A 13,651-nucleotide genomic window follows, 5' to 3' on the forward strand; every position below is an offset into this window, starting at 1 on the left:
CAAAAGGGTACCGCTCAGCCACCGCGGCCCGACTACCTAAGGCAAGGGCTAGCGTAGGAGCGGGCATGAAGCTCCGCCGGGAGCATCGAGACCGCGAGGAGACCGAAGTGGCCGTCCTCCAGGCCCTCGCCGACCGCCACGAGGAGGGAATGACCGTCTTCGAACTGCGATCGATCGTGGGGGCCGACATCGACGACCTGGAGGCCGCCCTCTCGGGATTGCAGTCCGCGGGGCTCGTCTCGATCGACGACGGGAAGGAGCGACCGGTCTTCGTGGTGGCCGAGTCGGCGATCGAAGCCGAAACGGGCGAACCCGAACCCGGATTTTTCGAGTGGCTCCGGGAGCTGATCGGGTTCTAGCCCCGAAACAGGGTCGTGAGTGCGTCTTTCGAGAAAAGCGAGGAGGGTTCGTCCATGTGCACGTCGATCTCGCCGGCGAGTGTCGACAGTCCCAGTCGGGCCAGCGGGTCCGGAAGCGAGTAGGCCCGTCTGAGCCACCGCCCCAGTCGGATCTCGGTCCCGAGTTCGGCCCGCCAGGCCCGCTCGTAGGCGGTCGTGTCCAGGGCTGACGGATCGAGTTTTCGAGCGGCGATCTCGGCGGCCCGAAGCCCGTAGAGGATGCCGCCCCCAGTGAACGGTTTGGTCTGGCCCGCCGCATCGCCCAGCAGGATCGCCCGGTCCGTGTGCACCCGCTCGGGCGGCCCGATCGGGATATGCCCCCCGAAGCGCTCGCCGTCTGGTACACCATGCCCGGCCAGTCGATTGTCGAGGTGGTCGACCACATCGTAACCGGGCGGGCCCGCGAGGCCGTACTCGACGCCGGCGTCCCCCCGGGGAATGCGCCAGGCGAAAAATCCTGGAACCGTCAGGTAGACGTCGACGTGGTCGGCGTGGTCCGGTTCGGGCACGTGACGCAGTGTGCCCACGAGGAACCGCTCCGGCTCTGGCAGCCCGAGTTCACGCCTGACCGTCGACTGTGGGCCGTCGGCCCCGACGACCATCGCGGCCTCCACGCGTTCGACACCGTCGGGGCCACGAACGGTGAGTGAGACGCTCTCGGGCCCTTCCTCGACGGCTGTCACGAGGTGATTCGTTCGAATTTCGGCCCCGGCCTCGGCGGCCAACTCCACCAGCAGTCGGTCCAGGTCGACCCGATCGATCGCATTCGAGATGGGCTCGTCCCGGTAGAACAGATAGCCGTCGTCCTCGGGAGCGACGTGAAAGCGAGCCCCGCGGATCTCGTGCTGCCGGAGTCGATCCGGGGCCGCATCGGGCAGGAACTCCCAGAGGTCGCGGCTCACGTGCCCGGAGCAGGCGAGTGGCTCGCCGACCGAGCCACGCTCGAACGCGACGACGGACTGACCCTGCTGGGCCGCGCGGCGGGCGTAGTGGGCCCCCGCAGGCCCCAGCCCGACGACGGCGACGTCGATCATACCCGGCCTACCCGGTCACGGGCAAAATCCCTTGTGCCCACGATCACTCTCGCCGTGACTGCTCGGTCCGGAGGACGGCCCGATCCGGGAGATCCGGATCCGGCTCGCGGCCCAGCGTGACAAAACGCTCGGTGCGCGTGAGTTCTTCCGGCGTGGGATTTGGCTTCTGAATGGGTTCGAACTCGACGCTCACGCCCTCGGGTTCGGCCGCGATGCGGACGGCGCTGAGCTGGTAGGTCGGGTAGAAGACCGACGGGAGGATGCCAATGACGCCCTCGCGACGGTGGAGTCGTTTGAGCCACGTGCCGGTGTTGACCAGCAGGCCGTCCTCGACTGGGCGAATCGACGGGCGGTGAGTGTGGCCATAGCAGAAGATCCGCGTGTCGGGTTTGGCCTCGAAGACGGCCCGGGCCGCGTCTTCGTAGGGCTCGACCGTGTTGACGGTCAGATCGGTCTCGAAGACGCCAAAGCGGTTGACGGTTTGCCTGACGTCTCGCCGGAGGAAGTAAAGCGGGATGCCGACGAGCAAGAGCAGGCCCGCGACGGCCACGTTGACCGCGAGGAGAAACCAGATCGCAGTGCCGGCAGTCCCGAGCTGGCCCAGCGCGGTCGTGGTCCACTCCACGGGCCAGGACCAGATCCCGACGAGATCCAGGCCGGCCAGCACCGCGAGAACGGCGCTGATGTTGAAAAGCAGGAGAAACGGGACCAGCGCGTAGCGGATCAGCGGGTTCATCTCACGATAGAAGTACTTCGAGATCAGCCAGGCCGGGATCCGCTCGGTGGGCGTGACCGCCTGGACGTCCTTGAGCCAGTTGAACCGCCCCCGGTCGGAGAGCCGGCCCGCGCGGCTGGTGACGAGGGTGTTGAAGTAGTAGCCAAGGGGGCTCGCGTGGGGATTGCCCCAGTCCTCGATCCGGTTGTTCGGGTCCTGCTGGTGGCCGTGTTCGAAGTGAATGCGGGTCTCGCCCACCACGCGCTCGATGGACTGCTCGACCACCAGATCGACGTTGTAGGCCGCAAAGCGCTCGACGTACGCCTCGTGAGCCGCGAGTTCGTGGTCGTGATTGCCCGGCACCAGGGTGATCGGGATGTTGGCTCCGGTCTCGCGTAGCTGTTCGAAGAGGGTCGGGTACCGCTCTTCGAGGGCCTCGAACTTCTCGATTCCCTCGATCTCCGTGAACTCCCAGAGTCCGAAGGCGTCGCCGTTGATGATCAGCTCGGCGTTTTCCTCTGTGTGGGCCAGTCGGTCGAGAAACGCCAGCAACTCCGGGAGGAACTCGACGGCTTCGAGTTGCTCGTCGCCGCCGATGTGGAGGTCACTGATGACATAATAGACCCGATCTTCGGCCTCGGCTCCCATCGTTTCGACCTGCAGTCGACTCCTCAAGTGTGTGTCGGCTACTGATCGATGGTCCCGCCCGCGAGGAAGTGTTCGATCTTGTCCCGGGTGGTGTTCGAGATCTTGACGAACTCGACGATTCGCTCCCCGCCCTGCCGGCGGTCGGCCTCGATCTCGATGCTGAGCCCCTGTTCCTCCAGGTGGATGAGCAACTCCCCGACCGCACTGTCACTGCCCCGGACAGTGTGGCGCTCCCCGACGGTCTCGCCCGCCTCGACGGCCCGGATGGTCTCGACCATCGGTTCGAGGATGGCCTCACCGAGGCCGTGGGCCCGTTCCCGGATCGCCGTCTCGTCCGCGTCGAATTCGACGGCCTGGAACCCCTCACGGATCAGCCGCGAGAAGAGAAACTCCTGACCGTAGTCGAAGGGGAGGGCAAACGCCGATTCGAGGTCCTGGCGGTGGGTGGCCGCAGTCGTGTACTTGAGGAGGTCCCGGCCATCCATCGATTGCATGACGATCCCCTCCCGGCCACGGGCGTCGAGTTCCGTGATCGCCTCTCGGATGGATTCGATGTCCCCGGGGTCGACCACCCCGAACCAGTCCGGCTGGGGAAAGTCAAAGCGCTCGGCGATGGCCCGGCGCTGTTTCACCGGCATCGGCCGGCCAGTCTCCCGATGTCGCACGTCGAAAACACGCGGTTCCAGGGAGTCGACATCGTACTCGTGGGGCGTGTAGGGGTTCTCCGGGCCGACGAACTCCGCACACAGCATGCGGTCGGGATGGGCGGCGAAGAAGGCCTGCAGGTTTAACTGCTCGCGGGCGATTCGTGTCGTGTACGGACAGATCCGCCCGCTCCGGGTGAAGGCCAGTGGCTCGCCGACGTGGGCGATCCGGACGTTGTACCCATTGAGTTTCTCCTCGATGGCGAGTGGGCCATCGAAGAACGTCGGGACGCCCGGGTCGAGCATGAGCACGCGAGGCGTGCTGGGATAGCCCCGGACCAGCGTGTCGGCGATACGGACCGTCCCGCGCTCGATGCCACGGGTCGGGCTACCCAGATACGCGTACTCCAGCCCCCGGTACGTGGCCTCGGTAAACGCCGATCGGACCGCCGAGAGTTCCTCGGGTTCGACCCCGAACAGGGAGGCCTCGTCCATACCGGTCATACTCGGTCGGGCACAAAAAGCAGTCCGCCGGTTAAACTTTACCCCCTGGGAGAGAACCCCAACCCATGGCCGAGGAACCTCTCAAACAGCGGTTCGTCGTCGACACCTCCGCTTTCCTCACCGAGGAGATCCGCCGCGAGGACGAGGACCTGGAGGCGGCCCTCGAACGGTTCGTGGACCTGATCGCCGACGCGAAGCTGGAGCTGGGGATCTCCTGTTACATGCCGCCCTCGATCCAGGAGGAACTCATGCGGATGCTAGAGACCCGAAACGTGAGCGAGGAGCTGCGCTCACGGTTGAACACCTGGATCATCCGGAAGAACCCGGCCCACTACGAGGTGATGATCCCCGCGGAGGTCGTCTACGAGTTCGTCCAGGAGATGTCAGACCGCGTGGACCGGGGGCTGCGAGTCTCCGAACGAGCCGTCCGGGATGCCCAGGAGGCAGAGGCCGAGGCCCTGGACGAGCACGAGTACAAGACCCCGACCGACGAGGTGATCTCCGATCTGCGGGACAAGTATCGCCGGGCCCTCAGACAGGGAATTCTGGACTCGCGGGAGGATTTTGACCTGCTCGTGCTGGCCCGCGAGATGAACGCCGGCGTGGTGACCGAGGACGCGGGGATCATCAACTGGGCCGAGGAGTTCGGCCTGCGGTACATGCGCGGCCGGGAGTTTCCGGGGCTGCTCGAGGAGTATCTGGCCGCCGCCCAGCGCTCGAACGACCGCGAGGACTGATCAGTCCCCGCTGGCCCGACCCGCGGTTCGTTCCCCGGCCCGGGGGCCGTCAAGTTCGACCGTCGGGAGTTTGTCCCGAAGATACCGACCCGTGTAAGACTCGTCGTTCGTCGCGATCGTCTCCGGCGTGCCGGCCGCGACGACTTCGCCGCCACGTTCCCCACCTTCGGGCCCGAGGTCGATCACGTGGTCGGCGTTTTTCACCAGATCGAGTTCGTGCTCGATGACGACGACGCTGTTGCCCTTCTCGACCAGCCGGTGGAGCACGTCGATGAGTTTGCGCTCGTCGGCCTTGTGCAGGCCCGTCGTGGGTTCGTCGAGGAGATAGAGGGTTTCCCCCGAGTCCTGTTTTCCCAGTTCCTCCGCGAGTTTGATCCGCTGGGCCTCCCCGCCGGAGAGCGTCGTCGAGGGCTGGCCCAGGCGCATGTAGTCCAGGCCGACGTCCGCGAGCAACTGGAGCCGCCGGCTGATCCGGGAGTCCGCCTCGAAGAACTCCAGGGCCTCCTCGACGGTCATATCCAGGATGTCGGCGATGGTCTTCTCGCGAAGTGTCACGTCAAGCGTTTCGTCGTTGTACCGGGCCCCGCCACACTCCTCGCAGGGGACCTCGACGTCCGAGAGGAAGTTCATCTCGATGGTGACCGTTCCCTGGCCACCGCAGGCCTCACACCGGCCGCCCTTGACGTTGAAGGAGAACCGACCCTTGTCGTAGCCGCGCTGCTTGGCGAGTTTGGTCTCCGCGAATCGCTCCCGGACGTAATCGAAGACGCCGGTGTAGGTCGCCGGGTTCGACCGCGGGGTGCGCCCGATCGGGGACTGGTCGATCAGCCGCACCGATTCGATCGCATCGAGCCCCTCGATGTCGTCGTGCTCACCCGGCACGACCGAGGTGTTGTCGTTCATCTCGCGGGCCAGGCCCTTGTAGAGCACGTCGTGCATGAGCGTGGATTTTCCCGACCCCGAGACCCCGGTGATCGCCGTGAACACCGAGAGCGGAATCTCCACGTCCAGGTCAGCGAGGTTGTGCTGACGGGCTCCTTGCACTGTGAGATGACCGTCGGGCTCCCGACGAGTTTCCGGGACCGGAATCTGCTTTCGCCCCGCGAGATAGTCCCCCGTGAGCGAGTCTGAAGCGGCCATCAGGTCCTCCGGGTCGCCCTGTGCGACGACCTGGCCGCCATGTCGGCCGGGGCCGGGACCCAAATCGATTATCTCGTCGGCCCGCCACATCGTCTCCTCGTCGTGTTCGACGACGACCAGCGTGTTCCCCAGGTCCCGAAGCTCCGCCAGGGTGTTCAGGAGGCGGTCGTTGTCCCGCTGGTGGAGCCCGATCGAGGGCTCGTCGAGGACATAGAGGACGCCGACCAGCCCGGACCCGATCTGGGTCGCCAGCCGAATGCGCTGGCTCTCCCCGCCCGAGAGCGTGCTGGCCTCCCGATCGAGGGTGAGATAGTCAAGGCCGACCTCCTGCATGAAGCCCAGGCGGGCCCGGATCTCCTTGAGGATCTCCTCGGCGATCGTTCGGTCCCGCTCGGAGAGGTTCGACTCCATGCCCGCGAAGTGCTCGTGGGCCTCCGCGACGCTCATTCGATTGACCTCGGTGATCGAGGTGCCGTCGACGAGGACCGCCCGGCTCTCGGCCTTTAGACGGGACCCCTCACAGACCGGGCAGGTGGTGACCGACATGTAGTCCTCGATGTGATCGCGCACCCGGTCCGAATCCGTCTCCTCGTAGCGGCGCTCCAGGTTCGGAATGACACCCTCGAAGGGCTCGTCCTTGTGCCGGACGCCGTTTTTGGTCCGGCGCTCGAAGTGGACGTCCTCCTGGGTCCCCCAGAGGAAAGCCTCCTGAACGGCCGAGGAGAGTTCTTCGAAGGGGGTCTCGACGCTCACGTCGAAGTGCTCGGCCACGTTGTCCAGCAGATTGCGGTAGTACGAGCGGTCGTAACTCCAGGGCTCGAAAACCGAACGCAGGGGCTTTTCGGGGTCGGTCACCACGAGGTCCTCGCTCACCTCCTTGGTCTCGCCCAGTCCCTCACAGGCCGGACAGGCCCCGTGTGGGCTGTTGAAGGAGAATGATCGGGTCTCGATCTCGGGAAGGTCGATGCCACAGTGGACACAGGCCAACTCCTCGGAGAACTCCACCGCGAGCGATTCATCCTCTTCCTCGGCCGCCAGATCGCCCGTGGATCGGGCCGTCGATCCCACGTCCACGTCCGCTGGCGGGTCGGGGAGAATGACCTTGAGCACGCCATCGGCCTCCTCAAGGGCGGTTTCGACCGAGTCGGTGATCCGCGAGCGGGCGTCCTCGCTCACTTTCACCCGGTCGACGATCACGTCGATCGTGTGATCGTAGTTCTCGTCGAGGTCGGGCGTCTCGGTGGCCAGGTCGGAGGGTTCACCGTCGACCTCCACGCGGGCGTAGCCCTCGCCCAGGAGGTCGTCGAACAGGTCCTCGAAGGCGCCCTTCTGGTCCCGGACGATCGGCGCGGCGATCTTCGCCCGGGTGCCTTCGGGAAATTCGAGGATGCGACGGACCATCTGCTGGGGGCTCTGCTCGCCGACCTCGCGACCACACTCCGGACAGTGCGGGACCCCGACCCGGGCATACAGCAGGCGGAGATAATCGTGGAGTTCGGTCACGGTCCCGACCGTCGATCGGGGGTTGTTCGCGGCGTTCTTCTGGTCGATCGAGATGGCCGGGGAGAGGCCATCGACCGACTCGACCTGTGGCTTGTCCATCTGCCCGAGGAAGTTTCGGGCGTACGCGGAGAGGGACTCGATGTACCGGCGCTGGCCCTCGGCATACACCGTATCGAAGGCCAGCGAGGACTTCCCGGAACCCGACAGTCCCGTCACGACGGTCAACGTCTCGCGCGGAATGGAAACGTCGAGGTCCTTCAGGTTGTGCGCCTCGGCCCCGCGGACCTCGATTGTCTCCTCACTCATCGAAACCGGATAGCGGACGATGGGGGGTAGGTCTGTCGGTCGCGGAGATGGACCCATTCGGAAAACTGGCCCACCGTGGGTTACCCCTTCCCGCTCCTTTAATACGGTCCCGCGAATAGGGACAGTGTGTCTTCTGACGACAGCGCACGCGACGCAGGCGAAGCGGCCCACCCAAACCACCCGCAAGTAGACCAGTCCGACCGAGTCCTGCCCCGAAACCTCCGACAGACCGGGGCCCCGGATATCGAAATGCTCGTCTCGACGCGCATCCGCAAGTCGCCGTTTTTCCACAAGTCCTTCAACGAGGAGGAGGCCTGGCGTGCGACCACGTACAACCGGATGTATCACCCGCGAGGGTTCGATGATCTCGAGGACGGCGGCCCGACGTCGGAACACGAGACCCTCGTCAATACGGTCACGCTCTGGGACGTCGCGGTCCAGCGCCAGATTCGCGTGCAGGGCCCGGAAGCGGAGGATCTGGTGGATTACGTCGTCACGCGTGACGCCACCGAAATCGAGCCGATGAAGGGGAAATACGTCATTGCCTGCAACGAGGACGGCGGGATCCTCAACGACCCCGTGCTACTCCGACTCGGCGAGGACGAGTTCTGGTTCTCCATCCCGGACTCGGATCTGATGCAGTGGATCCAGGGCGTGAACGTCGGCATGGAGTTCGACGCCGAGGTCGACGAGATCGACGTCGCCCCGATGCAGATCCAGGGCCCGCGCTCGGAGGACGTGCTCGTGGACCTCGTGGGCGAGGAAGTCACGGAGATGCCCTATTATGGCCTGCTGGAGACCGAGATCAACGGCCAGGACGTCCTGGTGAGCCAGACCGGCTTCTCCGGCGAGAAGGGCTTTGAGGTCTACGTGAAGGAGGCCTCGAAGAACGCCGAGCGGGTCTGGGACCCGGTCCTGGAAACTGTCGAGGCCCACGGGGGTCGACAGATCGCGGTCGGCCACCAGCGTCGGATCGCCGCGGGGATCCTCTCGTGGGGCCAGGACATGGACCACGAGACCTCCCCGTTCCAGGTCAACCTGGGCTATCACGTCCCCGACGACAAAGAGGGCGACTACGTCGGGAAGGAGGAACTCGAACGCCAGAAGGAACTGATCGAGAACGGCGAGTATCCGTTCACCCACAAGCTGGTCGGGCTGAAGATGGCCGGCGAGCCCATTACGGATTACGCACCGGACTTCTGGTTGGTCTCGGACCCCGAGACGGGCGAGGAAGTCGGCTACGTCACCTCGCCCTGGTGGAACGAGGAGCTGGAGACGAACATCGCGCTGGCCCACGTGCCCGCAGCGAAGCTCGAGGAGCTAGACGTGCCACTCGACGACCGGGTCTACGAGGAAGATACGGACATCGAGTTCGCCGTCCACCTCCCCGACGAGTACGCCGAGGAGCCGGGTGAACCCGTCTACGCGACAGTCTCGGAAGTGCCCTTCCAGCCCTCGGTCAACCCGAGTGCCCGAGAACAGGCCAAACTGAACGCGAAGTCGGACATGCAAAGCGAGTAATTTTTTCGGCCCACTGAGGGTAGTCACCGGCTTGATTCGGCCGGTTCGGTCACCCGGGCCCGTTCGTACTGAACGAGGAACACCCCCGAGAGGACCGCGAGGCCACCGATAATCGAAATCGGAGAGAGGGTTTCGCCGAGCAGGAGTGCACCCAGGAAGACCGTGAACACGGGTTCGAGCGTGCTCACGATGCTGGTCCGGCTGGCACCGATGTCCGTGACCGCGGCGAAGAAGGTGAGAATCGGGATCGCCGTGGCGAACAGCGCGATGCCGAGCACCACGCCCCATTGGTCGAGCGTGGCCGGCACCTGGGCCGACCCGGTGAGCAGGCCGTGGACGATGAACGTCACGCTGGCCGCCGGGATGACGTGAGCCGTCAGGACCGTCGCCGACACCCGATCGAGGATGGTCCCGCTGAGCGTGATGTAGCCGGCATAGACCGCCGCCGCCAGGAGGACGGTCCCGATCCCGAGGAAATCGACATTGGCGGGCTGCCCGGTCACGACGAGGCCGACACCGGCGACGGCGATGGCGACCGCAGCCACGATGAGCTTCGTCACTCGTTCGTCGAGGAAGAGTGCAGCCAGGACCACCACGAGGGCCGGGTAGATGTAGAGGACGATCGCCCCCAGTCCGGCCCCGATTATGTTCACGCCGGTGAGAAAGAGGAAACTCATCGCCGCGTAGCCACCGGCCCCGAGCAGGACGGCAATGCCCAGGTCCCGCCCCCGCAGCCGTTCGAGCCGGCCCTGATAGAGCAGTGGGAGCCACACGAGCGGGGTCGCAAGCGCGAAACGGAAGGCAAGTAGCGAGGAAAGAGAGAGTCCGACAAGCTCCGAGAGCCGGCCGAAAATGGCGAGTGTGCCGAATCCGAGTGCGGAGATCAACGCCAGAACCACCCCACGAGTCGCCGATTGCATCACCTGGTTCTCACGACGGGTGAGCAAAACGAGTTTCCATTGTCGCCTGGGACAGCCACCGATGGATCCGCCGTGAGCACAACCTTTCCATACCCCGCTCCCCAAAGGAGGGCAATGACCGAGGAGACGGCCCTCGCGGACCGGATCGAATCCTGGCTGTCCGTAAACATGCCGATGATCCAGTCCCACGGCGGCACCAGCGCGATCCGCTCGGTCGACGCCGAGACGGGAACGGTCGTGGTCGAACTCGGTGGGGCCTGTGACGGCTGTGGCATCAGTCACACCACCGAGGAGACCCTGCAAGAAGAGCTCACGAGTCACTTCGAGGCGATCAGTACGGTCACCGTCGAATACGGCGGCGGGGACGACTGGGCGGTCGACCAGCCGGAGAACTACATGGGCATCGACCGGACCCAGGGCGGCCGAGGCGGGCAGGGGAAGAGCCGCCCCGCGAGTGACTTCTTCTGACTACCCGGAGAGAACCGTTTTCACGCGTTCGGCGACGTCCGTCGCCCGTTCGGCAACCGCTTCCGGGACGTGGCCGTTCTGGACCGCCGCTTCGAGTTCCGCGGCGTCCACGATCTCGACAGTGCCGTCCGGCTTCTTGATCACGTCGATGTACAGGTCCACGTACCGGACGGCGTCGGGGAACACCTCGACCGGCGTCGCGATGTTCACGTAGGTGCCTTTCGGCGTCCCGTCCGTGCCTCGGTAGACGGTTGGATACCACCACCGCCCCTCGGCAAAGCGGGTGGTCGCCGTGTCTCCCGGTTCGCGAGCGGTTCCAAGCGCGTCATACGTGCCGGCACTCGTCAGCTCCCGTTCGACGGTGACCCGTTCTTTCTCGGTCGAGCGGTCGGTCACGGTCCCCCGGCCGAGCGCGAACTCCTGCCCGTCTGGCTTGCTGTGAACGATTCGAACGGACTCCTCGACCGCCGGTCCGAGCGCGTCGGTCACGGGCCCGAAGGGGAAGGTCTCGATTGCCTGGCCGAGGGACTCGACGAAGTCGACTGCCGTTCCGGCGTCCTCACCGCCGGCCTTGATGCGGTGGTGGCCCGGGATCGTCTCGGTCACCGCCGAGCGGTACTCGTCAAGTGCGAACCGCGTTTCCCGACCGAACCGCAGCCAATTCGTGGCCTGGGGCCGGGCGATCGGACCTGTGGCACCATCCAGCGCAGATTCGATCTCGCGGGCGTGCTCGACCGCTCGCTGGAGGGCGGCTTCGAGCGTCGCCATCTCGGCCTCGGCCGCTCCGGAGGCCCATTCGACGCCCCAGTTCTCGGGGATCGAGACCGGTAGCAGCTCGGTCGTCCGGGCGAGTTCGTGATCCGCGCTGCCATCGGGGGTATCGGCCACCAGCGCGTCAACGCCCCTGACCAAGGTCGCGAGCCCACCAGGGGAGCGCAGCGTCGTTCCAAGCCGGGGCCGCGAGTCCCGCCAGGGCGGGGCCGGCTCCTGTACCTGGACGCGGACCGACTCGCCCACGTCGAGGTCGTCGTTCGTCGCCCGATTTGGGAGATAACCCTCAGTTCCATCGAGATCGACGATCAGCCCCCGACCGGCCGTCTCCGTGACCTCGCCCTCGAAAATCGCGCTTGCTGGAGCCGGGTCTGTCCAGTCGAAGGTGTCGATCGCGACCGCAGCGAGCTGGTCGGCAACTGTTTCAGTGGCGGTCGGGGCACCCGAAATCGAGACCCCGAGCCGGTCCTCGGTCATGTCCACGGTCGCCACGGGAGCTGCCGCCGGGAACCCGCCGTCGAACCGCGCCGCGATCGCCGGGGAGGGGTCGACCACCTGGGCGGCTCCCGACTCGCGGAGCAGTTCGGTCAGGGCCGTCGCGTAGATCCCCCGCACGCGAACGGCCGGGGTGTCCTCGCCGTCTGTCATAGGCTTCGTTGGGCGTCGAGGGATTTCACTCCCCGGATCCGCCGGAACCGTCATGGGGCCGCCCCGAGAAGGGCCGCTATGGGCCGGAAGGACGCCGAGGACCCCATCCAGTGGGCGGCCGACGAGGACCGGGACCTCCAGGAGATCGCGACCTGGGAGCCACGGACGACACTCGACGGCCTTGCAACGGTGGTGCACCGGTTGCTCCTGTCCGGCGGGCGGGCGGCCATCATCGGGCTCGCACTCGCGATCGTCGCCGGGCAGTTCGCCATCACGGTCGCGGTGACCCTCGAAGATCCGATCCTCGCGGTCTACTTCGCGCTCTCGATCGTGCCGGCGCTGGGACTGGTCGTCCTCATCTGGCGTTCGGACGTGGTGGCCTTCGAACCGATCGAAACCCTCTCGGTGACCTTCCTCCTGGGCTTTCTGTTCGCCGGGTTCGCGGCCGTGTTCAACTCCAGTTTCCGGGGGCTGTTCGTCGGCTTTGGGGCCATCGGGATGGTGTTTTACTTCCTGCTCGTGGTCGGACCGATCGAGGAGACCGTCAAGCTACTCGCAGTTCGACTCCACGCCTACCGAAGCGAAAACTTCGATGCGGTCATCGACGGCGCGATCTACGGCGCGGTCGCTGGCCTCGGGTTTGCGGCCATCGAGAACGTCCTCTACATCACCCAGGGCTACATGCAAGTGGCTGCAACCGGGGCCGGCGGGCTATTCGCGCCGACTGCCCAGACTGCCGCGGTACGGAGTTTCGCCGGGCCAGGCCACGTGATCTACTCGGCTTTTGCGGGGTACTACCTCGGCCTGGCGAAGTTCAACCCGGCCCACCGCGGCCCGCTCGTGATCAAGGGACTGCTCGTGGCGACGGGCATCCACGCGACGTACAACATCCTGGTGTCGAACCTGGAAGGAGTGCTAAATCTGGTCCCGATTCTCGGTGGCCTCCCGCCCACGCTCGGGTTCGTGGCCTTCGTCATCGCCTACGACGGACTCTTCTTTGCGATCCTCTACGGGAAACTGAGCCGGTATCGCCGGACCTTCGAGTCGGTCGGCGCGGGGGCCTTTTACGACAGGTCGCCCTGACTCGCGAGCCGCTTTACGTACTTCGCGATCACGTCGACCTCCAGGTTGACCCGATCTCCGACGGCGTACTCGCCAAAGCGAGTCTCCGCGTAGGTTGTCGGAATGATCGCGATGTCGAAGGTCCCCGCCGTGTCGTCGATGTCCGCGACCGTGAGGCTCACGCCATCGATGGTGACAGAGCCCTTCGAGGCGATGTAGCCCTCGTAGCCGGCCGGCTGGGCGAAGGTAAACGTCCAGTCCTCCCCGACCTGCTCGATTTCCTCGACGGTCGTGGTGGTGTCCACGTGGCCCTGCACGACGTGGCCGTCGAACCGGCCGTCCGCGGCGAGCGGCCGTTCGAGGTTGACCGTCCAGCCCGTGCTGACCTGCTCGAAGGTCGTCTTGTCCAGGGTTTCACTCGCCGTGAAGACCGAAAACCAGTCCGAACCGTACTCCTCGACGGTGAGACAGACGCCGTTGACCGCGATGCTCTCGCCGTGCTCGAAGGGGCCAAAACCCTCGGCCTCGATGGTGAGCCGCCGGCCGTCCGCATCTGAGGTCACGTCGGTGACCGTGCCGGTCCCCGTGACGATCCCGGTAAACATGGGACTTGCTCGGGCTGTCGGGGCCAA

At 65.8% G+C, this 13,651-nt stretch carries 12 protein-coding genes; 5 read left to right on the plus strand and 7 right to left on the minus strand.

Annotation, left to right across the window (positions count from 1 at the left end; all coding sequences use genetic code 11):
- The first annotated feature begins 65 nt into the window (after positions 1-65).
- On the plus strand, positions 66-359 hold the full coding sequence (locus HSR6_RS08280) for a DUF6432 family protein (RefSeq protein WP_070365431.1): 294 nt from the start codon (positions 66-68) through the stop codon (positions 357-359).
- Here HSR6_RS08280 and HSR6_RS08285 read toward each other — a convergent pair.
- From HSR6_RS08285 to HSR6_RS08295, 3 genes are read right to left on the minus strand one after another with little or no spacing between them, the layout of a single operon-like run.
- Entirely contained in the window at positions 356-1,432 is a 1,077-nt protein-coding gene (locus HSR6_RS08285) for a geranylgeranyl reductase family protein (RefSeq protein ID WP_071933323.1), read from the minus strand. The genes HSR6_RS08280 and HSR6_RS08285 overlap by 4 nt on opposite strands.
- Positions 1,433-1,475: 43 nt before the next feature.
- A complete protein-coding gene (locus HSR6_RS08290; protein WP_070365433.1) occupies positions 1,476-2,795 on the minus strand; it encodes a metallophosphoesterase in 1,320 nt (439 codons plus the stop codon).
- A 38-nt stretch (positions 2,796-2,833) separates the two neighbouring features.
- Positions 2,834-3,943, minus strand: coding sequence for an RNA ligase (locus tag HSR6_RS08295; protein ID WP_394327098.1), 1,110 nt, complete (start codon positions 3,941-3,943; stop codon positions 2,834-2,836).
- 65 nt (positions 3,944-4,008) lie between these two features.
- Here HSR6_RS08295 and HSR6_RS08300 point away from each other — a divergent pair, with 65 nt between their 5' ends.
- Complete coding sequence (locus HSR6_RS08300; protein ID WP_070365435.1) at positions 4,009-4,680, plus strand: RNA ligase partner protein; 672 nt, start codon at positions 4,009-4,011, stop codon at positions 4,678-4,680.
- Here HSR6_RS08300 and uvrA read toward each other — a convergent pair whose 3' ends face one another.
- Positions 4,681-7,629: an excinuclease ABC subunit UvrA gene (gene uvrA, locus HSR6_RS08305; protein WP_071933324.1), complete on the minus strand. Its 2,949-nt coding sequence runs from the start codon at positions 7,627-7,629 to the stop codon at positions 4,681-4,683. It lies immediately after the preceding gene.
- A 126-nt stretch (positions 7,630-7,755) separates the two neighbouring features.
- On the opposite strand from uvrA, the gene HSR6_RS08310 reads away from it, so the two are divergent.
- On the plus strand, positions 7,756-9,150 hold the full coding sequence (locus HSR6_RS08310) for an aminomethyltransferase family protein (RefSeq protein WP_071933325.1): 1,395 nt from the start codon (positions 7,756-7,758) through the stop codon (positions 9,148-9,150).
- 23 nt (positions 9,151-9,173) lie between these two features.
- Here HSR6_RS08310 and HSR6_RS08315 read toward each other — a convergent pair whose 3' ends face one another.
- Positions 9,174-10,070 (minus strand): DMT family transporter, encoded by an 897-nt coding sequence (locus HSR6_RS08315; protein ID WP_071933326.1) that lies wholly within the window; start codon positions 10,068-10,070, stop codon positions 9,174-9,176.
- A 114-nt stretch (positions 10,071-10,184) separates the two neighbouring features.
- Here HSR6_RS08315 and HSR6_RS08320 point away from each other — a divergent pair, with 114 nt between their 5' ends.
- Entirely contained in the window at positions 10,185-10,538 is a 354-nt protein-coding gene (locus tag HSR6_RS08320) for a NifU family protein (RefSeq protein ID WP_070365439.1), read from the plus strand.
- Here the strand turns inward: HSR6_RS08320 and HSR6_RS08325 are convergent, their stop codons facing one another.
- The gene (locus HSR6_RS08325) at positions 10,539-11,957 is read right to left on the minus strand and encodes a DUF402 domain-containing protein (RefSeq protein ID WP_071933327.1); all 1,419 of its coding nucleotides are present in this window, start codon (positions 11,955-11,957) and stop codon (positions 10,539-10,541) included. It abuts the gene before it with no gap.
- Positions 11,958-12,035: 78 nt separating this feature from the next.
- Here HSR6_RS08325 and HSR6_RS08330 point away from each other — a divergent pair, with 78 nt between their 5' ends.
- On the plus strand, positions 12,036-13,040 hold the full coding sequence (locus HSR6_RS08330) for a PrsW family intramembrane metalloprotease (RefSeq protein ID WP_071933328.1): 1,005 nt from the start codon (positions 12,036-12,038) through the stop codon (positions 13,038-13,040).
- On the opposite strand, the gene HSR6_RS08335 is transcribed toward HSR6_RS08330, so the two are convergent.
- Positions 13,022-13,624, minus strand: a complete 603-nt coding sequence (locus HSR6_RS08335) for a riboflavin synthase (protein WP_071933329.1) — start codon at positions 13,622-13,624, stop codon at positions 13,022-13,024. The two genes, HSR6_RS08330 and HSR6_RS08335, sit on opposite strands and share 19 nt — an antisense overlap.
- Between the last annotated feature and the right edge of the window lie 27 nt (positions 13,625-13,651).

Source organism: Halodesulfurarchaeum formicicum, from assembly GCF_001886955.1.
In the GTDB taxonomy this organism is placed as follows: domain Archaea; phylum Halobacteriota; class Halobacteria; order Halobacteriales; family Halobacteriaceae; genus Halodesulfurarchaeum; species Halodesulfurarchaeum formicicum.